8 protein-coding genes and 1 pseudogene are annotated in these 21,519 nt (G+C 53.9%); all 9 read left to right on the plus strand.

What is annotated here, in order from left to right; genetic code table 11:
• Nucleotides 1–4 precede the first annotated feature (4 nt).
• The 9 genes and pseudogenes from JCM16418_RS25630 to JCM16418_RS05805 all read left to right on the plus strand — a co-directional run bounded on the left by JCM16418_RS25630 (nt 5) and on the right by JCM16418_RS05805 (nt 21,153).
• Nucleotides 5–3,880 (plus strand): non-ribosomal peptide synthetase, encoded by a 3,876-nt coding sequence (locus JCM16418_RS25630; protein ID WP_242403725.1) that lies wholly within the window; start codon nt 5–7, stop codon nt 3,878–3,880.
• Between the two features lie 66 nt (nt 3,881–3,946).
• On the plus strand, nt 3,947–4,822 hold the full coding sequence (locus JCM16418_RS05770) for a CPBP family intramembrane glutamic endopeptidase (protein ID WP_036646946.1): 876 nt from the start codon (nt 3,947–3,949) through the stop codon (nt 4,820–4,822).
• Complete coding sequence (locus JCM16418_RS05775; protein WP_242403726.1) at nt 4,819–5,544, plus strand: CPBP family intramembrane glutamic endopeptidase; 726 nt, start codon at nt 4,819–4,821, stop codon at nt 5,542–5,544. Before JCM16418_RS05770 ends, JCM16418_RS05775 begins: the two co-directional genes overlap by 4 nt.
• A 79-nt stretch (nt 5,545–5,623) precedes the next feature.
• Complete coding sequence (locus JCM16418_RS05780; protein ID WP_036646947.1) at nt 5,624–6,424, plus strand: CPBP family intramembrane glutamic endopeptidase; 801 nt, start codon at nt 5,624–5,626, stop codon at nt 6,422–6,424.
• A gap of 13 nt (nt 6,425–6,437) precedes the next feature.
• A pseudogene (locus JCM16418_RS05785) lies at nt 6,438–16,687 on the plus strand (amino acid adenylation domain-containing protein).
• A gap of 33 nt (nt 16,688–16,720) precedes the next feature.
• Nucleotides 16,721–17,692 carry a cysteine peptidase family C39 domain-containing protein gene (locus JCM16418_RS05790; protein WP_036646948.1) on the plus strand — a complete coding sequence of 324 codons (972 nt, stop codon included), beginning with the start codon at nt 16,721–16,723 and terminating at the stop codon, nt 17,690–17,692.
• An 87-nt stretch (nt 17,693–17,779) separates the two neighbouring features.
• The gene (locus tag JCM16418_RS05795) at nt 17,780–18,448 is read left to right on the plus strand and encodes a thioesterase II family protein (RefSeq protein WP_036646949.1); all 669 of its coding nucleotides are present in this window, start codon (nt 17,780–17,782) and stop codon (nt 18,446–18,448) included.
• A 21-nt stretch (nt 18,449–18,469) separates the two neighbouring features.
• The gene (gene fabD, locus JCM16418_RS05800; RefSeq protein ID WP_036646950.1) at nt 18,470–19,750 is read left to right on the plus strand and encodes an ACP S-malonyltransferase; all 1,281 of its coding nucleotides are present in this window, start codon (nt 18,470–18,472) and stop codon (nt 19,748–19,750) included.
• 14 nt (nt 19,751–19,764) lie between these two features.
• Nucleotides 19,765–21,153, plus strand: a complete 1,389-nt coding sequence (locus JCM16418_RS05805) for a M20/M25/M40 family metallo-hydrolase (protein ID WP_036646951.1) — start codon at nt 19,765–19,767, stop codon at nt 21,151–21,153.
• Nucleotides 21,154–21,519: the final 366 nt, after the last annotated feature.

A 21,519-nucleotide genomic window follows, 5' to 3' on the forward strand; every position in this document is an offset into this window, starting at 1 on the left:
TACGATGAAGGATGTGTTCGAAGCTCCCCTTCTATGGGAAATGGCGGGTCGCATCGACAACGCGGCCCCCAAGGGGGCCGTGGTTATTACCCGGGCGGAAACCCGGCCGTTCTACCCATTGTCGCTCGCGCAGAACAGAATCTTTGTGCTGCAGCAGCTTTATCAGGATAGCACGGCCTATAATCTTCCACTCGCTCTGAAATTAACGGGCAAGCTTGATCAGGACAGGCTTCTCGAAGCGATTCAAGGATTGATTGACCGTCATGAACCGCTGCGTACCAGCTTTGACTGGGCAGAGGGCAAGCCTGTACAACATGTCCATGAGATGGTTTCGTTTAAACTCGCCGTGCATGCCTGGAACGATGCGGCGGATTTGAATACATTTGCTCGCACGGTTGTCCGCCCTTTCGATTTGAGAAAGGCTCCATTAATTCGGGCATTTCTCGCGACAGACGGCGAAAATCAGCATACGCTGCTGCTTGACATTCACCATATCGTCGCTGATGGCGTGTCCATGAATGTGCTGGCGGGCGATTTCGAACAATTGTATCGTGGCAGCTCTCTGCAGCCGTTGCCGATTCACTATAAGGATGCCGCCGTTTGGCAGCAGGAGTGGCTGGCATCTGAGGCGAGAGAGCAGCAAGAACAATATTGGGCGTTACGGCTAGCGGATACGCTTCCTGTACTGCAACTGCCGACCGATTATCAGCGTCCGCCTGAACAAAGCTTCGAAGGCGCCAAGCTTGCAATGCCGATTCCGGCGGAGCTTGCCGAGGGAATCTCGGCGGCAGCGGAGCAATGGGGCGTTACGCCATTTCATATCTGGCTTGCCGCCTACCATACGTTACTGCATCTAATGACGGGGCAAAACGATCTCATTGTCGGCACGCCGGTTGCCGGCCGCTTCCATCCCGCAACCGAGTCTCTGGTCGGCATGTTTGTCAATACGCTGCCGATCCGCAGCAGGCCATTCGGCGAACTGCCGTTCAGAGCGTTCGTTGAGCAGATCAAAGAAACTGTGCTTACGGCGCTAAACAACGGGTTGCTCCCGTTTGAGCATATGGTGACGATGCTGGATGTGCCGCGCGATCTTAGCCGCAATCCACTGTTTGACACGATGTTTGTCATGCAGCATATGAAAGCCGTACAAGCAATGGACGACTTACAATTCGAGGCGCAAGTGCCGGACAATCGCGTATCAAAGCTAGACTTAACGTTTGAGATTGCAGATCAGGGCATAAAAGGCGCTGCCTTGACGATCGAATATGCGACAGCGCTGTTTAAAGAAGACAGTATACGCAGAATGGCGGAATGGTATTTCCGTATTGTCTGCATTGTACTGGACGAACCTGAGCGGGCGCTTGGAGAAATTGGGCTACTCGATGCCTTGGCAACGGTGAAGCAGTGCGAAGCGTTTAATCGCACGGCCGCACCATATGCAAGCGGGGATACGGTAGAGATTTACCTCGAAAGACGAGCGGAGGAAACGCCGCAGGCTGTTGCGGTTGTGGCTGAGGACGGAGAATTGACGTATGCGGAATTGAACCGAAGGTCGAACCGACTGGCGCAGGCGCTCAGAAAGCAAGGAGTCAATCTCGAGGAATGCGTGGCTGTCGTGATGAATCGCAGCCTGGAGATGATCATTGCAATCTTTGGTGTGCTGAAGGCGGGCGGAGCTTACGTGCCTGTTGCACCGGACTTACCGCTGGAGAGAATCCGCTACATGTTGGACAATGCCGAAGCTAAGCTTGTCTTGACGAAAGGCAAACCCCCGGAAGGACTGGAAACGTTTCTACAATTTATGGACGTTGATGAGGCGCTGAAGCAGGAGTGGGACGACTTCCCTATAGAGAAGCTGCATAACTCACGTTCGCTTGCTTATGTGCTGTATACTTCTGGATCAACAGGACAGCCGAAAGGGGTCATGATCGAGCATCATTCCGTCGTCAACCGAATCGGCTGGATGCAGAAACAGTACGGACTGGACGCAAACGGAGTCATTATGCAGAAAACGCCGATTACCTTCGACGTATCGGTCTGGGAACTCTTCTGGTCGAGCTTTGCTGGAGCCAAACTGGTCCTGCTGCCTCCAGGCGGCGAAAAGGATCCAGCACTTATGATGGACACGATAGCGCGGCATAGCGTAACAACAATGCATTTTGTGCCGTCCATGTTACACCTGTTCTTAGAGCATCCGGGCTTGCTACGCGGTGAGGCTAGGCTGGAGAGCCTAAAATATGTGTTCGCCAGCGGTGAAGCGCTGACTGCGGATCAGGTTAGGCGGTTCCGCGAGCGGATTGGAGTTCCATTTGATGTCAAGCTTGTGAACTTATACGGCCCGACCGAAGCGACGGTTGACGTTTCCTATTACAACTGCTCTGACGGCGATTTTTCGATCAACAATATTTCGAATCATGTTCCAATTGGTCAGCCGATCGATAACATCTCGCTTTATATCGTGAGCGAAGCGAAACAGCTCCAACCTATCGGCATTGCCGGGGAACTATGCATATCCGGTGCGGGCCTAGCCCGGGGGTATATAAGTCGGCCCGATTTGACGGAAGAAAAGTTCGTTGATAATCCATTTGCGGCGGGCAGTTTGATGTATCGGACAGGAGACCTTGCCAGATGGCTAGCTGACGGAACAATTGAATATTTGGGTCGCATCGACCATCAAGTAAAAATAAGGGGCCAGCGCATCGAATGCGGGGAAATCGAGCATGTGCTGCTCGGTCACCCAGCGGTTTCGGAAGCAGTGGTCATGAAACGGGACGCCGCAAGTGGAAGCGAATATTTATGCGCGTACATCGTTTGCTCCGAACCTGCGGACCATCAGGAACTGCAGGATTTTGCAGCGCTGTGCCTGCCGGATTATATGGTTCCGCAGGTCGTGGTGGAACTGCCAGCCATGCCCCTGTCTCCAAATGGTAAAATCGACCGAAAGGCACTACCGGAGCCGGAGTTTGCGTTGGATAGAGACACTCCGTTTATCGAAGCAGCAAGTGATATTGAACTGGCAATTACCGCCGTATGGCGCGAAATCCTGCAAAGGGATGACTTCGGCATCCATCATCGTTTCTTCGATGTTGGGGGAGAATCGCTACTGCTGGTGCGGGCGCATCAACAGTTGGAAGAGTTGTATCCCGGTGCTCTCGGCGTAACGGATTTGTTCACTTATCCGACGATCGCATCGCTTGCGGCTTATCTAGAGTCGCGAAATCGCGAGCTCGCGAGCTGGAGCTGGAGCGGTCTACCTCTGGCAGACGACTGCGTCAGTAACGGCTATGCCGCGGAGCGTTTCGGCAGCGTTCAGTTCCAGCTGGACAGGGTGGTTGCGGAAGGGCTTGTGGAACTTGCGTCATCCTACTCGGTGACCGTTGAGGCCGCGGCTTATGCTGTATATTTTTACTTCTGGCACGGCGAGTCCAGCATCAACCGGCTTACGCTTCCGGCAATTACAGACAATGGACTAATTGCCCCTAAGGAAATCGACTTTGCGGAGGTGCGCGATTTCGATACACTGCTGATGCATGCTACCAAGCGAACGAGCGCGGGAGAATGTTATTCCGCGCGGCAAATCAGAAAGCAGCCGCAAGGCGAACGCGGATTTGCCTTGTTCCCGTTGTTTGCAGGGGCAGCACAGCACGGGTTCAAAGAGCGGGAAGAGCTATTAGAACGATTCGATATATTGCTGTATCTGAATGGCTCTGCCGTACCAAGCGGGGCGGAAGCGCCAGAGCTTGGCGGGGTATGGATTTACGACGCCCGGCACCTCGGCAAGGAATCGATTTTGAATTGGGCATCTGCTTATCTGGAGTTGCTGTCGAGCGTGGTCGAGCAATATCGCGCCGCAGCCGATAGCGCCATCTCGGGTGCATAACATGTCCAAGCTGGGGTGCCCTGACCCTGAGAATACATCTGACAGAAGGAAGAAAGGGGCTTTTCTGTGAAAAAAGTGTTTTCCGTGATAGGGAATATCGCGCTTTATCTCGGGGTCTTTTATGCGCTGCTCTATCTGCTTCGCTCTACTTACAATTATGAAGTGACGCTGTCCTTCGCCAAGTTTCTGGATCGCAATCCTGCCATGTTTATGGCCGTTCTATTTACGCTGATTACACTTGTATACATGCTCATCTTTCTTATCAAAGGGCGGATATGGCCTCAAGAGGACAAAAATCTGTTCCGCGCGTCAGGCTTCAAACGGCTAAGCGTCTCGCGCGCCTTCTTGATGATTGGCCTAGGTCTTGCCGGAAGCTTGTTCAGTATTGGCCTTATCGTCATTGACCACATTGCGCGGCAATTTCCGTCCATTCCCGCGCTTGTCGACGATACGATTAGGGGGGATTCGATAGGGTACGTCATTTTGGGCGCCGGTCTGATCGGCCCGGCATTTGAAGAAATATTGTTCAGAGGCCTTATTTTCAGAGAGCTTCGCAGGGTTATGCCAGTATATATTGCCTTATTGCTGCAAGCTGCAGCTTACGCCTACTTCCAGCCGAGCGCGGCGCTTTCGGTCATCAGCATTGGTTCGGGTATGATTTACGGATCGCTGTATTTACGCACCGGGTCGCTGTGGGCGCCTATTCTGGTACAGAACACGGCCATGGGCACCATCTTTCTATTTAAATACATCGGGTTCTACGAATGGTTTAACAAGTTCGGCGATGTTTCACTTTATATCATTACATCGCTCTGTCTGGTTGCGTTGATTGGGGGTTCCGTCTATGTCTGGCGGACTTCCAGCGGCATCGCCGCACGCGAAGGTCAAGCGCTGACAGCTGACGCGCCGCTTGATACAACAAAAGGGGGGCTGAACGTATGAAGGTGTGGGGAATGATGCTGGCACGCGTGGCTGTTGTTATAGTACTGTATTTTGCATGGTTTCTTACTGCGCAGAAGTTATTTTTCAATTATGTATATCCGAGAAGCACATGGTTTGAACAGAACACGGTAACCGTCATTATTTTGAACGATATGGTGGGTTTGCCGCTCATGCTGCTGGCCTGGAGGTTATTATTCAAAGAAAATCTGTTTAAGGCTGCTAAGTTCCGCGTGATGGGCGGCAAATCGGTGGCGATTACTTTATGGATCGGGCTTGGAGCCGGCCTGTTTACGGTCGCTTTCTCCCGGCTTCCAGCCATTGCATCGGACAAGTACAAATTCCGTGAATTGTTTGATTACCTGAACCGCGCGGAATGGTATGTATTTCTAGTTTTCTTAATACTTGGAAATATTTACAAGGAAACGTTGTTCAGAGGCATTTTGATGAATGAATTTAGACGCGTCTTCCCAGTTTGGATCGCAATTGTGATTCAGGGCGTATTGTACGGGGCTTTGTTCTTCCTCGGAGATATTCCGCTGTCTTTGTACGGTTTTCTCGGCGCTGTTATTTTTGCACTCTTGTATGTCTGGTTTAAATCCATCTGGCGCCGATTGCCGCCCAAGTCGCCTGTCAGGGCAGCCAGTACCTGCTATGGCATTACGGGCCGGGGACGACGGACATTACCGTTATGTCTGCATGGATGGCTGTGGCTGCCGTCATGATTGCAGTTGGTATATTCCTTGCGGTCAAGCATCGTTCTTCGATTTCCGCGCCGCTGTCTTCTGAGGCGGTGACGTCTGCGTGAAGGGATTGCGAGTAGCGGGAAATGCCGTCTTATATTTGGTCATTTATGCGGCGATCGTGATGCTTGTCAATCAAGCACTCTACAACTGGGTCGGTAATCCCGGGCTAAAAAACTGGATCGAGGGCAATTCCGGCATTGTGCTGATTGTATCCAATATCATCGTACTTGCCGTCTATATTCCGCTGATGCGCTGGCAAAAAATTACGCTGAAAGATTTGGGATTTGTTTATACTCGCCGTAGATCGTTGCTGCTGTCCGCAGGGACAGGCGTCTGGCTCGGCTTGTTTATCGCCACGTTTACTCGTCTTCCGTGGATAAAAGCAACCTTTCCGGCCATTTCGGATCTGGTCGCTTTTGTCGCCGGCGGCAGCCTAATCATTTTTGTACTCGGCAACTTGCTACTAGGGTCTTTGCTGGAGGAATGGCTGTTTAGAGGAATGCTGTTTCATACGCTAAGTCTACGTCTTTCAGTTTTGTGGACGGTTCTGATTCAGGCCGTATTGTTCGGCATGGTATTTATGAATGTGACGGTTGGCACATTTGCGGCGATGGGCGCGATCGTATACGGCGCAGTTCGCGCCGGCTCCCGTTCGCTTTGGGGATCGCTTGCGGCCCATGTGTGCAGCACAGGCACCTTGTATGTCGTTCTGCAATGGACGGGCGATTGGCATTCCGGCATGCTTGGATTATTAGCTCTGATCAGCGGACTCGGCATCGCGGTGCATGTATTGCTGCTGCGCGGGAGCGGCGGAAGGGTGGAAAAAGAACAAACCGTCAGCTATTCCATTACTAGCTAGGAGGGAAGGCACAATGTTTCAACTAAATTTGTTGGATACCAAAAAAGATACATCCGGACGGAAGGGACGAAGCGGGGGCTCCGTCTCCAATGTTTCCCTCAAGGATATTGCGATTGTCGGGATATCCGCCAAGCTGCCGCGCGCGGAATCGCACGAAGCCTTCTGGGAGCTTCTGCGGAGTGGCAATGACCTAGTAGGTGGGTTTCCGGATTCCCGTAAGGAGGAATTGAAGCCGTATTTGCGCCGCATGGAGGCGCAATACGGCTCCGTTTCCTTTTTTGATGGGGCGTATATTGAAGATATTTCAGGTTTTGACTATTCTTTTTTCCGGTTTTCTCCAAAAGAAGCTTCGCTGATGAGTCCTGCGCAGCGACTATTCCTGCAGACGGCCTGGGGCGCACTTGAAAATGGGGGATACGGTGGAGATGCGTTGCATGGTTCGCGGACCGGCGTTTTTATCGGCTATAACGGGGACGCTCTGCATGATTATAAGCGTGTCATCGAAGCGCTGGATCCAGACGCCTTGTCCATGGCTGCACCCGGCAATCTGAGCTCTATGATACCGAGCCGGATTTCGTATTTGCTTAATTTACGCGGACCAGCGATCAGCGTAGATACCGCTTGCTCCTCCTCTCTGGTAGCGGTCCATCTGGCATGCCAATCGATTCGCAGCGGCGAATGCGAAGCGGCGATTGCCGGTAGCGTCAAAATTAACGTGCTGCCGCTGGATACTGGCATACGCCTTGGCATCGAGTCAAGCGACAATCGCGCGAGAACATTCGATGATTCGGCGGACGGAACGGGCATCGGCGATGGCGTGATTGCGCTGCTGCTGAAGCCGCTGTCTCGCGCACAAGAGGACGGCGACCATATTTATGCCGTCATCAAAGGTAGCGCAATGAATCAGGACGGCAGCTCAGTCGGCATTACCGCCCCGAACGCCCTCGCGCAGGAGGACGTCATTGCACGCGCTTGGCAGGATGCGGACATTGATCCTGAGACGGTCACTTATATGGAGGCGCACGGTACGGGAACCTCACTGGGTGACCCGATCGAAATCGACGGGCTGACTCGCGCCTTCCGGAGATATACCGATAAACGGCAATTTTGCGCCATCGGCTCGCTAAAAACAAATATCGGCCATCTCGATCATGCCGCCGGCATTGCAGGGCTGCTCAAGTCGATCCTGTCGCTTGTTCACAAGCAGCTTCCGCCAACGCTCCATTACCGCTCGCCAAACCGCAACATTTCGTTTGTGGATTCACCCGTTTATGTTAATGACGAATTGACGCCATGGGAGACGGACGGCGAAGTAAGAAGATGCGGAGTAAGCGCATTCGGCATGAGTGGCACCAATTGCCATGTTGTGCTGGAGGAGGCTCCTAACGGTACAACATCGGGTCATTCGGATAAAACAGAGCTATTCTGCTTGTCTGCACACAGCATGACTGCGCTGGAACGGCTCGTGCTGCTGACACGGGACTGGGTTCTGCAGCATCGCGACGATGAGAGGCCTAGCCTTGCCGACCTTTGCTACACATTGGCCATCGGCCGGGGAGCCCATCGGTATCGCCTGGCGATTGCTGTAAGTAGCTGGGAAGAGCTTGACCAGACCCTGCATGTAGTAGCCGAAAGCGGCCTTACCGGACTTGCTCTGCCGAATGTCCGCTTCGGGACGAGCGATTCGGCTTCGCACGGGAGTATGCGGCCGCAAGATGTTCCCAATGAACGGGAAATGGAAGCGCTGGAGCTGGGCCAACGTTACGTAGACGGATACGAGATCGATTGGAAGGCGATCTACCTAGGACAACGCCGCCTTCGGCTGCCGCTTCCTACGTATCCGTTCGATTCTCATCATTGTTGGGTGGAGGAGGCGCACTCCGGAGCGGCGCTTCATACGCCATTTACGACCTGGACTGGTTATTCGTTCGGCGGAGATATTCCCGAAGAGCTTGAGCAAGAAATGAATGAAACTTTTTCCAGATGGCAAGCCGTGCTGGATCGGAGCGGCCCGATGAAGAGTCAGCGCCGCGGCGTTGTGTTAACCGGGGAGCGCTCCGGACTGGAATGGGAGCAGCATGTCGCAGATGTCTGGGGAGAGCTACTCGGTTATGACGAACTGCCTGCGGTTGCAGGGTTTTATGAGCTGGGCGGAGATTCCATTATTGCGCTCAAAATTGTAAACCGTCTCAGCGAGCTTGCAGGAGTCCGCATTCAGGCAACAGATTTGCTGGGGAATGCGGATCTGCCTTCGTTCACAGCGCTGATCGAGCGGCGACTCAGGGAGAGTGGCGTAGCGACAGCACAAAGAACGAAAGATGAGAACGAAGGGCAAGGGGCGGACGTTGGGAACGATGTACACAAGGTGAACGGTAGTCATGAAGTGCAAGTAGTGGCCGCAAGTAGTAATGGAACTGAAGAGTCTTGCGTGCATATTGGGCAGTCGACCAGTCAGGAAGCATCTGACTCTTTGTACAGCTATACGCTGGAACCGATTCCACAGGCGCCCCCGCAAGAGCATTATCCGATTTCATCGCCGCAGAAACGTATGTATTTGCAACAGCAGGCGACGCCGGATGATCGCAGTTACAATTTACCCGAATTGTTGCATTTAGACGGCGCTATTGATGCAGACCGGCTGGAGGCCGTCCTTCAAGACATCGTTGAGCGTCACGAGACGCTTCGCACCACCTTCCATGTCATTGATGGAGAGATCAGGCAGCGTATTCATGATGCCATTCCTTTCCGCCTGATACGCATAAAGGTCGATGAAACGGAAGCTGATGGCGTGCTGCAAAGTTTGTTCCAGCCGTTCAAGCTCGATTCAGCTCCCCTGCTACGCGCAGCCTTGCTGACGCTGGAGCCGGAGCGCCATGTGCTTTTTCTTGATATGCATCATATTGCATCCGACGGCATGTCCGCGGGCATTCTTTTGACCGACCTAATGACTTTATATCAGGGAGGTTCGTTGCCTCCGCTACCACTGCAATACAAGGATTATGCGGTTTGGCAAGAGAGCAGGCCGCTCTCCGCAAACGCTGAACAGTATTGGCGCGAGCAATGCCAGAGAGACTGGCCGACGCTTTCGCTTCCGACCGATGCCCCGCGTCCGCCCGTCAAAGGAGGTCGCGGCGAAACGTTCGACGTGTACGTCGAGGCAGGTTTGACGGCGGCTGTGCGCAGCCTCGCTGCCGAATCTGGCGCGACTCCTTTTATGGTGCTGCTATCGGCGTATTACACTTTTCTCGCCCATTATACGGGGGCAGAGGACATTGTCGTCGGAACGCCAATAGCGGGACGGAACAGACGCGAGCTGGAAGCAATCGCGGGCATGTTCACCGGCACGCTGGCGCTGCGTGCTTTTCCGAGCGCGGATAAGCCGTTCAGAGTCTTTTTGACCGAAGTGAAGGAGATGGCGACGGGAGCTTATGCTCACGCCGATTATCCATTCGAGGAAATTGCGCAATGGATGGACAGAAGGGACGCCAGCCGGAGCCCGCTGTTTGACACGATGTTCATTATGCAAAACCTAGGTATTCCAAACGCTTCGGCTGCGGGATTATCGTATCGTCACAAGCGCTTTGAGCATGGTACGGCCAAATACGATTTGATGATTCAGGCTGTGGAGAATGATGCGGAATTACGGCTTGTCGTGGAATATAATGCCGATTTATTCCGCCGCTCGACAGCCGAGCAGTTCATGCGGCATTATGTTCAGCTGCTTCGCAGCGTGACGCTCCGTCCGGGAGCCACGCTTGGCGAAGCGGAGATGCTGACGGAGGAGGAACGCCTGCACATGCTGGCGCTGGGGAGACGCGAAGCGGACTTTGCGCTGCCGCGCTGTCTGCATGAATGCTTCAAGGAACAGGCGGCGGCCGTACCGGGCCTCCCGGCGGTATCTTGTGACGGTAATTTCTTGACCTATGGGGAGCTGGATAGACGCACCGATGCGCTGGCGCGAACCTTGCGCGCCAAAGGTGCGGGACGCGGCAGCGTAGTGGGCATCATGGCGGAGCGCTCTATCCCCATGCTGACCGCAATGCTCGCCGTTATGAAAGCCGGAGGCGCTTATATGCCTGTAGATCCGCATTATCCCGATGAGCGTATCCTCTATATGCTGGAGGATAGCGGTGCGGAGCTGGTATTTGTGGACGGGGCGCATACTGAAGCTACGGCCGTCTTGTCGGGCTCCTTGCAAGTGTTAGACATAGCTGATGAAACGCTGTTCTCCGGCGGAGAAGATGCAACCATCGCATGGCCGCAGGACGCTGCCGATCCCATGTATGTCATCTATACCTCCGGTTCTACGGGTCAGCCGAAGGGCGTCATTGTGCCGCACCGCAGCTTTTACAATTTCGGGCATTCGCTTAGGGCGTTTTTCGAAGGGCAATACGGGGAGGGAGACAGATGCCTCAGCCTGACTAATATTTCGTTTGACGTTAGCGTAGCAGAGCTGTTTATGCCGCTTATGTTCGGGGCCTGCACAGTGCTTTACCCGGAGCCGAAATTGCTTGATCCGCGCCGAATTGCGGAAGTGATTATGGAAGAGCAAATTACATTCGCTTATTTGCCACCGTCTCTGCTGAATGAGGTTGCGCGGCTGTTGGAACAATCGGATTCCGTAATTCCGCTGGACAAAATGCTCGTAGGGGTAGAGCCGATTAATGACGAAACGCTGGAGCTGTATACGAAGCTTAATCCCGAGATTCGGATTATTAACGGCTACGGTCCGACGGAGGCGACGGTTTGCTCCAATATGTACGAATACAAGCCCGGCGCTTATCGCGGCGGCTATGTGCCGATTGGGGGGCCAATGCACAATGTAGAAATTTATATATTCGGCTATGGCGGCCAGCTTGCCCCTATTGGTGCCTCCGGGGAGCTGTATATTGCTGGCAGCGGTCTTGCAAATGGTTATGTGAACAAGCCGGATATGACAGCTGAGCGCTTTTTACCACATCCGTACCGTGAGGGCCGCTTCATGTATCGCACCGGCGATATCGCAAAGTGGCTGCCGGATGGCAACGCGATGTATGTGGAACGGGCTGACCAACAGGTGAAAATCAGAGGCGTTCGGATTGAAATGAATGAGGTTCGCTCGCAATTGATCTCCCTTACCGAAGTGGAGGATGCGATTGTGGTCGTTCGCGAGCAGGCAAACGGCGACAAGGAGTTGTGTGCATATGTGGTCGCTTCGGACAAGCTATCTTCCCGGGAATGGCGAAGAAAGCTGAAAGACAAGCTGCCAGAAGCGATGATTCCCGCCTATATCGCGGCGATTGACGCGATACCGCTGACGCCGAACGGAAAAGTGGACCGGCGATCATTGCCGGAGCCGGAGTTCGGGCTTCGGGAACGGGGAGAGCTGGAGTTACCTCGAGATGGGATGGAAGAGCGTGTCGCCGCTATTTGGAAGGAAGTGCTGGGTGATACGACTGGGCCATTCGGCATTCACGACGACTTTTTTGAGCTTGGCGGCCACTCATTGAAGGCTGCCGTGCTGGCGGGCAAGCTGCAGCAGGAGACGGGTGCTTTGGTTCCGCTCAGCCTGATATTTGAGCTTACCTCCATTGCGGAAATGTCCGCCTGGCTGAAGGAGCAGGACGGAACCACTGCTGCGTCCGTGCCCATCCCGAAGGCGGAGCACCGCGAGTGGTATCCGATGTCGCGTGCCCAGCGCCGCCAATATATGATGCAGATGCTGGCCGAAGACGCCACCATGTATCATGTGCCGTTCGCGCTCCGCTTACAGGGTAGACTGGATGCTGCGCGGCTGGAAGATTCGTTTACTGCACTAATCGACCGCCACGAAAGCTTGCGGACGACATTCCATATGACAAATGACGATTTCAGGCAAATAGTTCATCCGCCATATGCGTTCAAGTTAGAAGAGCTGGACCCTGCAGTATGGAGCAGAGACGCAGCGCTGCGGGGAACGAAGCCGAACAGCGCCGAGATTACGAGGCTGATGGAATTATTCCAGCGCCCGTTCCATCTGGACAAGCTACCTCTTCTGCGGGCGGGGCTGCTGCGGCTGAATGAGGAAGATCATATACTGCTGCTGGATGTTCATCATATTATTACGGACGGGGTATCCTCCAGCTTGCTGGTGAATGAACTATCACAGCTGTATGGAGGACAAGCACTGCCGAATTTGCGTGTGCAATACAGTGATTATGCGGTGTGGCAGGAAGCCGGATTTGCAAATGCCGCTTATGCGGGGCATGAGCGATACTGGAAGGAAATCTTCGAGGGCAAGCTTGCTGTGCTGGAGCTGCCGACGGATTGTCCGCGGCCTTCTCTGCCGAGCTATAAAGGCCGCCGTCATTTGTTCCGTTTAGACGCGCGAACAACGGCGGAGGCACGAAAGCTGGCGCGGGAAGCGAAGACGACGCTGTATACGGTGCTGCTTGGCGCTTTTGCCGCGATGCTGGCCAAATACAGCGGGCAGGCCGAAGTGATTGTGGGCACTCCCGCCGCCGGCAGGGAACATGCCGATACACATAGTATGATCGGCATGTTCGTCAACACACTAGCGCTGCGGACAAAGCCGGAAAGAGACAAGACGGTACGTGTCTATATGGCGGAGCTGCATAACCATGTCGTAGAGGCGCTTTCGCGCCAGACGTACCCTTTCGAGGAGCTGGTTGAAGGGCTGAAGGCAGATAGCGACAGAAGCCGCAATCCTTTGTTTGACGCAATGTTTGTCTTACAAAATATGGACCGGGCGGTAATGGAAGCTGGCGGCATTGTCTTTCAGGAAATGCCGTTCGAGGCGGGAACAAGTAAGTTCGACCTGACTCTGGAAGCAGTGGAGCGGGAAGAGGAAATCGAGCTTCAGCTCGAATACGCAACAGATTTGTTTCATGAGGAAACCGCGTGCCGCATGGCGGAAAGCTATACCGTACTTGTGCGGGAAATGTGCAGATCGCAGGATCGCACGGTTGGCGAGCTTGAGCTGATGAGTGAAAGCGAGCGGGGGGAATTGCTGGCTCGATTGACCGGAAGAGGAATGCCGGTACAGGCCGCGAGTAGAGAGGGGAGTAAGGGTAGGATGGATATTCGAGCTGAGAAAGGCATGACGAACCAGCAAGGAGACCTGGCGGTGACTTACGCGCAAGCAACGGTGGAATGGACGGGGTTTGTGCAGGAAGTGGAGCGTCAGGCGGCGCGCACGCCGGATGCGGCGGCGATTCAATTCGGCGCGGAGACGGTGACTTACGCCGAGCTGAACGAACGCGCGAATCGGCTTGCTCATTCCTTGCGTGCGAAAGGCGTTGGGCCCGAGCGCATAGTCGCGCTGATGGCCTCCCGTAACCCGCTACTGCTTGTCGCCATTTTGGGAGTTCTGAAAGCCGGAGGCGCCTATGTCGCTATCGATCCCGCTTATCCGAAAGAGAGAATCAACTGGATGCTTGAAGATTGCGGCGACGCATTTTTGCTGACGGAAAAAGCATATGCAGGAGTCGTAAAGAGAGCCGTTGCCGAGTGGTATCTAGACGATCCGGAGCTGTATGCGGCAGACAGAGGCAATCCAGAGTGTGTCCATAAGCCGGACCATTTGGCGTATGTACTGTATACGTCGGGCTCGACCGGTCGTCCCAAAGGCGTGATGATCGAGCACAGGGGGCTGGCGCATTTCGTCACCGGCTTCCGAGATCGGATTCCGTTTGAAAAGGGCCAGAGCATCCTGGCGATGGCATCGGTCTCCTTTGATATTTTTGTCGTTGAAAATCTGCTTCCGCTCACGCTGGGTATGCGGATTGTACTCGCGAGCGAAGAAGAACGGGGCGATGCAGCCTTGCTGCAAGGCCTGATCGATGCGCACAGCGTCGATGTGTTGCAGATTACACCGTCGAGGTTCAAATGGTGGATGAATCAGCGCGGGGAAACAGATGGCTTGCAAAAACTGCGCATATTGATGATCGGGGCGGAGCCGCTGACGGTCGATGTGCTACACAGGCTGCGCGCCTCTACCGGAGCCAGATTATTTAATTTGTACGGTCCGACGGAGACGACGGTATGGACCTCAACCCGAGAAGTAACCGAAGGAGAGGACATTTCGATCGGCACGCCAATTGAAGGTTCCATCATGATGGTGCTTGATGAAGGACTGAAGCTGCAACCGACAGGCGTGACAGGCGAAATTTGCATCGGCGGGCCTGGCGTCGGGCGTGGGTATCTCAGTCATCCCGAATGGGATGTCGCTTTTGTGCCGAATCCTTATGCGCCGGGCGAACGCATGTATCGCACGGGCGACCTTGGACGCAGGCTTGAAAATGGGGAGTTTGTCTATGCGGGACGCCGCGATTTCCAGGTGAAAATCAGGGGGCATCGGATTGAAATCGGTGAAATTGAACAGTTACTACTTCGCCATGAACAGGTGAAGGAAACGGTCGTCACCGCGTTTCAGGAAGAGGACGAGGAATATGCGCTTTGTGCATATGTCGTCATGCAGAACGCCGCGTCCGCGGATGACGATTCGGAAGGTCGCTCGATCACGCAGTTGCGAGGATATCTCGGGGACAAGCTGCCATCTTATATGGTTCCTGCCTTCATGGTCGTTCTGAATGAGGTTCCACTTACGCCAACGGGCAAAATCGACAGAAGGGCGTTGCCGAAGCCGGGACCTTCCGAGGCAGGCAAACGAGAGCTTGTAGCACTGTCGACGGATACCGAGCGCAAACTGGCGGAGATTTGGAAGGAACTGCTCGGTACAGATGCGATCAGCGCCAAGGACAGCTTTTTCGAGCTGGGCGGACATTCCCTAAAGGCCGCGGGCATGGTCAGCCGCATTGCAGAACGTTTTGGCATCCAAATGCCGCTGCGCGATATTTTTATGAATCCTACACTTGAAGGTTTAGCGGCTCATCTTGACACTAGCGGAACCGTGGCAGCCGCGCGCATTCCAAAGCAGCCGGAGCGTGAGCATTACCCGATGTCGAGGGCGCAGCGACGCCAATTTATGATGGGGCTGATCTCGGACGAAGCAACGATGTACCATGTACCGTTCGCCGTTCATATGCTTGGCAAGCTCGATGTGGAACGGCTGGAGGAAGCATTCCTTGTAATGATACGCCGCCATGAATCGCTCAGAACAACATTCCATCACGAGGAAGACGAGTTCCGCCAGCGTGTACATGCTGAGCCGGTATTTACGTTGGAGCGAAACGCTAGACTTAGAATGGCGGCAAGCAAGCTGCTCGCGGAAGGCGGAGACGAAGGATTATTCGGCGGCATCAGCGCGCTGATGGAGCGCTTTATCCGTCCGTTTGATCTCGGCAATCTCCCGCTGTTCCGGGCCGGATTGATTTCGCTTGGCGAAGAGCGCAACCTGCTGTTGCTGGACTTTCATCATATTATTACCGACGGCGTCTCTGTCAGCGTCCTGCTGCAGGAACTGACCACTCTGTACGGAGGAGGAGAGCTACCGGAGCTGGATATACAGTACCGGGATTACACGGTATGGCAAGAAGAACGAATCGGGAGCGAGGCCTATATGGGGCATGAGCGCTACTGGCTGGAGGCGTTCGAAGGGGAGCTGCCGAAGCTTGAACTCAAGACGGCCATGCCTAGGCAGGAACTTCAAAACTTCGAGGGCGGTCTGATCAACTTCAGACTGGATGAGGAGCTGACGCTCAAGATCAAGGCGTTTGCGCGAGAACGCGGCACGACGTTGTATACGGTTCTGCTCGGGGCTTATTCAATGCTGCTGAGCAAATGGAGCGGAAATGAGGATATCATTATCGGTACGCCTGTAGCTGGCCGCAATCATGCAGAGCTGGAAGGCTGATCGGGATGTTCGTCAATACGGTCGTCATTCGCAGCTTCCCAGAATCGTACCGCACCGTTGGCGATTATTTGTCCGAGCTGCATGAGGATGTATTACGGGCACTGGAGCATCAGGATTATCCGTTCGAGGATTTGGTGCAAAAACTCGGGATCGAACAGGATCGCAGCCGTAATCCGCTGTTCGATACGATGTTTATTTTGCAAAATATCGATCGCGTCGCTTACCGTTCGGGTGGCACTGAATTTGACCCCAAAGAGTTCGATCCAGGCGTCAGCAAATTCGATTTGACGCTAGAAGCGGCGGAGCGGGACGGCAGAATCGGCTTTTCACTGGAATATGCGACAAGTCTTTTCCGTGAAGAAACGGCTCGGGAACTGGCTGATGATTATACGGCGATCATGTGCGCGTTAGTCGAAGACGGAGCAAGCAAAAAAATCAGTGCTGTACTTGCGGGAACCAAGCTTACTTGAACCGACATTCTAAACCTAAGGAGGCGGCGAACAATGAAGCTGTCAATTGAAAGGAAACCTTTTAACGAGTTTTGGATGAACTGTATGCTGAATCAGGCGTTTTCCATTGCGGTGTCGGAGGAGCCCAGCTATAAGGATGCGGCGTATTTGAACATTTACCGTTACTACCCTTGGGAGGCCGCAACGGACAAGGACTTCCGCTATCCGACAATAGACACACTGTATTATATGGACGATCCGGCCAGATTCCCACTGTCGCAGGTGATCCGCTATATCGAGCCTGGTCATTTCCGCAGTAGGGAGACGATGCTGGAGGAAATCAGAGCGATGCTTAAGGGTGGACGCAACTTGAGCGTAAACGTCGATTTGTATGACTGGCTACCGGGCAGCATGGCCTGGAAAAAGTTCCACTGGTATCATTATTCGCTGTTAAACGGATACGACAAGGAACGGGGCGTCTTCTACGTTATTGACGATACGCTTGCGGGTTACGAGGAGCATGAGGTTTCAGAGGAAAGGCTGCTCAAGGCTTACAGTAACTCGGAATACAATGTGAATCCGGACTATTTGGGCCCAGCCTTCTACGTATACAATCTGCACGAAAAGGTTCAACCTTATGAGTTGAAGCTTGCTGAAGTGGTGGAAAATGCTGAGCGGCTGGCAAGGGAGCTTGGTGAGTTCTCAATAGAGGGCATGTGGAATGTAGATTCCGACCCTGAGAGAAGGCAAGCTCACTTAACCTATGGCCTTGTCGGCGTCAACATCATTTGCAACCGGCATATCGCCAACATGTCGCTGCTCCGCTCCATGCGGGAGAAGAAGTTAATCGGAGAAGCGCTGCATGAGACGTTGTCCGCTCAGCTTGGCGCAGTGAAGGACGGTTGGGATCTGATAAAGGATCGCTTTGTGACGGGAGACTTCGAACGCGGCAGAGAACTGGCGCTCGCAGAGGGTTTGTTTGCGAAGGAAAAAGCGTTTTGGACCACGCTTGTCGCTGGCGCGTAGAAGCCACATCCGTCAACATGTTACCCGGGAGGCGGGCGTTATGACGATATCTTTAATTTGTTTGCCATATGCAGGAGCTCCGCACAAGTGTACAAGCGCTGGACGAACCGGCTGCATCCTAGCGTACGTCTGGTGCCGGCCGAATTGGCTGGCAGAGGAAGCCGTATGGGCGAGCCGTTTTATGAGGACGTGGCGGACGCCGTAAGGGATTTGCTGCCACTGGTGCTGGAGACGGCGCTTGTCTCCGATTCATATGCTTTATTCGGCCACAGCATGGGTAGCTTACTTGGGTATGAGTTGCTGCATGCGCTGCGGGAAGAAGGATGCCCACTGCCTACGGCAGTCTTCCTCTCGGGCAGGGGGGCGCCACATTGCGAGCTGAAGGAGGCTCTCCGGACTCATATGCTTCCGGATCACGAGTTTCTAGAGGAGATTAAACGGTTCGGTGGCATGCCGGACGAGCTGTTTCAGCATCGGGAGCTGCTGAATATGTTTATGCCGATCCTAAGAGCCGACTTCAAGCTTGTCGGCGAATACGAGCATCGGATGCGGACACCTCTGCCGCTCCGGCTCTTCATCATGAGCGGCAAGGATGACGTCTGCGTCAAAGGTCCTCTCAGTGAATGGGAGCGTTATGCGACAGAAGGCAGTGAGCTGATGCTGTTTGAAGGAGGACATTTTTTCCTTCATGAGCAGGAACGCGATGTTGTAGCGGTGATAAACAAAATGCTGACCGAGGCACCTGCCCCGATCTAACCCTGAGGAGCGTGATGAAAGATGCTGAACAAACATGCGATATGGTTGCCCGGTCAGGGCTCTCAGCGCGTCGGAATGGGAAAAGCACTAAGTGTGCGGCATGCTGTTGTCAAAAGGACAGTGGAGGAAGCGAACGACGTACTTGGCATGCGCCTTGACAGCCTGATGTTTGAGGGACCAATGACGGAGCTGACGCGGACGGACAATGCCCAACCCGCCATTCTTACGCTTGGCGTGGCAATGTACCGCGTCTATAGCCAGGAATGGGGATACCTACCTGCTATGGCTGCTGGCCACAGCCTAGGCGAGATTACCGCTTTAACCTGCGCGGGGGCCTTAACGTTCACGGATGCACTCAAGCTAGTACGACGCCGCGGTGAATTGATGCAAGCTGCCGCCGCTACGGGTATTGGCGCAATGACCGCCGTGAACGGGCCGAGTTATGATGTTGTCGCCAAAGTATGCTTGGAAACCAGCGCAGGCTGCGCGGACGGAAGCCGTATGGTTGTAGTATCAAATATCAATTCTGAGCGACAAACGGTGATTTCGGGCCACAAAGAGGCTGTCGATGAAGCGTCGGAAAAACTGTCCGCACATGGTGCAGAGGTCATTTCGCTGCAGGTAAGCGCGCCGTTCCACAGCCCGTTGATGGCGCCAGCGGCGGCGCAATTTTCTGAAGTGCTGAGCCGCGTCTCGTTTGGAGAAATGGAATTTCCCGTAGTTTCCTCCTTGACGGGTCTGCCTTACGGAAATACGTCTGAGATCATGGGTATGCTGGCAAGGGGATTGACGGACCCCGTCAATTGGCAGGCTGTTCTTGCATTTCAGAAGAGCATGGGAGTTGCCTCTGCCGTGGAACTGGGTCCGGGCAATGTATTGAAGAGGCTAGGTCAACCCTACGGAATACGCGTATTCGCTTTTGACGACAAAGAGGATGAGGCGTATCTGGGTGCAGCAAGCCGACAAACGGACGCTTATTCGATTGAACTGCTTAATCGTTGTCTGGCTATCGCCACTTGCGTCCGCAACCGTAACTGGAACGCGGCCGAATATGAACAAGGCGTCGTTTCGCCTTATCGCAGCGTGCAGCAGCTAGTCGACCGACTGCGGGAGACGGAAGAGGAAGTGGCGGAGGTGCATGTTCGGCAAGCGCTGGCGATGCTGGAATCAGTGTTTCTTACCAAAGGCACGTCCCCCGAAGAGCAGGAGCGGCGGCTTACAAGACTGCAAGATGAGTTCGGCATGCGCAGCTTGCCAGGTGTTTCTCACGCCGACCGACCATACGCGGGCAGTCTATTATAGGAAGGAGTGGGCTCATGGGTATCCAGCTTGCCAATGACGAGTTGGAACAGGAAAGAGTGAAGCGTTATGCTGAGCTACCATCTCCCGTGGAGATTTTGCAGGCATTGATCCGGTTTGATACAACAAATCCACCGGGAGAGGAAGCCGCATGCATCATGTATATTCGACAACTGCTTGAGGATGCGGGCATTGAAACGCGGATCTGTGCGCTTGACCCGGCCCGGCCTAATCTGCTGGCCCGAATAAAGGGCAGCGGGGAGGTACCACCGCTACTGCTATATGGGCATGTCGACGTCGTTGGCGTCGACATGCAGGACTGGAGCCGCGACCCATTTGGAGGCGACATTGAGGAAGGATTCGTCTGGGGGCGGGGAGCGCTTGATATGAAAGGCGGCGTGGCGATGCTCGTATCGGCTTTCATCCGCGCGCATGTCAGCAAGCTACCGCTGCACGGCGATCTCATTCTGGCGATTGTCAGCGACGAGGAAGCAGGGGGCGAGTACGGGGCTTCCTTCCTGGTAGAGCGGCATGCCGATTATTTTGCGGGCGTAAAGTATGCGCTCGGCGAATTCGGCGGCTTCACGTTTCATGCGCTAGGGAAAACCTTTTATCCAATTATGGTGGCGGAAAAGCAGCTATGTTGGCTCAAAGCGACGATTCGAGGAGACGGAGGCCACGGTTCCATGGACAAGCCGGGAGCCGACTGTATGGCGCAATTGGGTAACATACTTCAATCGCTTAGCAGGAATAAGCTGCCGTTACGTTCAACACCTGCGGCCCGGTTGATGATTGAAGGCATGTCCGCTGCGCTGCCGCTGCTGCCTGCACTGCTGCTGAGGGGGCTCTTGCATCCACGTCTGGGCGGCCTCATTCTGAAGCTGTTGGGAAATAAGGGCGGGATGTTCGCCCCGCTTCTGCGTAATACGGTCAGCGCGACCGTCGTTCGCGGCGGAGAGAAAATCAACGTTCATCCAAGCGAAATTACGGTCGAGCTGGACGGGCGCACACTGCCGGGTGTCACTCCGAAGGAATTTATGGACGAGCTGCGCCGATTCGCAATTAATGATTCGATCAGGTTGGAAGTGCTGCGCCATGACCCATGCACCGCATCTCCCGACATGGGGCTATTCGGGTTACTGTCCGATGTACTGAAAGAAGCGGATAGGGAGGCCGTTCCGGTGCCGATGCTGCTGCCCGGAGGAACAGACGGAAGATTGTTTGCAAGACTCGGCATCCAAACCTACGGCTTCCTGCCAATGCCGCTTCCCAAGGACATGCAGTTTACAAAACTGATTCATGCGGCAGATGAACGCATTCCTGTAGAAGCGATCGGGTTCGGTACGGATGCGATTTACCGGGTGCTGGAGCGATACGGAGCGCAGCCGCTGTCATCGAATGGTTAGAGTTTGCCGTACAACCGTAATGGATACAATACATTAAATTAAATCAGATCGCCCGACATTGGTTCCAGAAGGCATTATAATTATTTTAAAAAGAAAAGCTTGATATATCAGGCTTTTCTTTTTTTATGTAAGAACATCTATCTCATACAACATGCAAATTTAAGTCGGTGTAAAACTTTTGAGGAATAAGGATGAAGAGGATCGGTAATTGATTAACTTGGCCGATTAGAGAAGTTTAGTGAGGTTGAAATAAATTTTTAGAAATAGTTGACACCCACCACTACTCAGTGTTACGATGTACCTGTAATAAGTATTACTTAATAGAGCTTGATATCCCAAAGCGATTGAGTAAAAATTCCCCTTGGT

It is taken from the genome of Paenibacillus pini JCM 16418, assembly GCF_000576305.1.
GTDB classification, from domain to species: Bacteria; Bacillota; Bacilli; order Paenibacillales; family Paenibacillaceae; genus Paenibacillus_AQ; species Paenibacillus_AQ pini.

Coding starts and splice junctions, on each gene's coding strand:
- JCM16418_RS05775 (WP_242403726.1), top strand. CDS start 4,819: ATGAAGGTGTGGGGAATGATGCTGGCACGCGTGGCTGTTGTTATAGTA.
- JCM16418_RS25630 (WP_242403725.1), top strand. CDS start 5: ATGAAGGATGTGTTCGAAGCTCCCCTTCTATGGGAAATGGCGGGTCGC.
- JCM16418_RS05790 (WP_036646948.1), top strand. CDS start 16,721: ATGAAGCTGTCAATTGAAAGGAAACCTTTTAACGAGTTTTGGATGAAC.
- JCM16418_RS05805 (WP_036646951.1), top strand. CDS start 19,765: ATGGGTATCCAGCTTGCCAATGACGAGTTGGAACAGGAAAGAGTGAAG.
- fabD (WP_036646950.1), top strand. CDS start 18,470: ATGCTGAACAAACATGCGATATGGTTGCCCGGTCAGGGCTCTCAGCGC.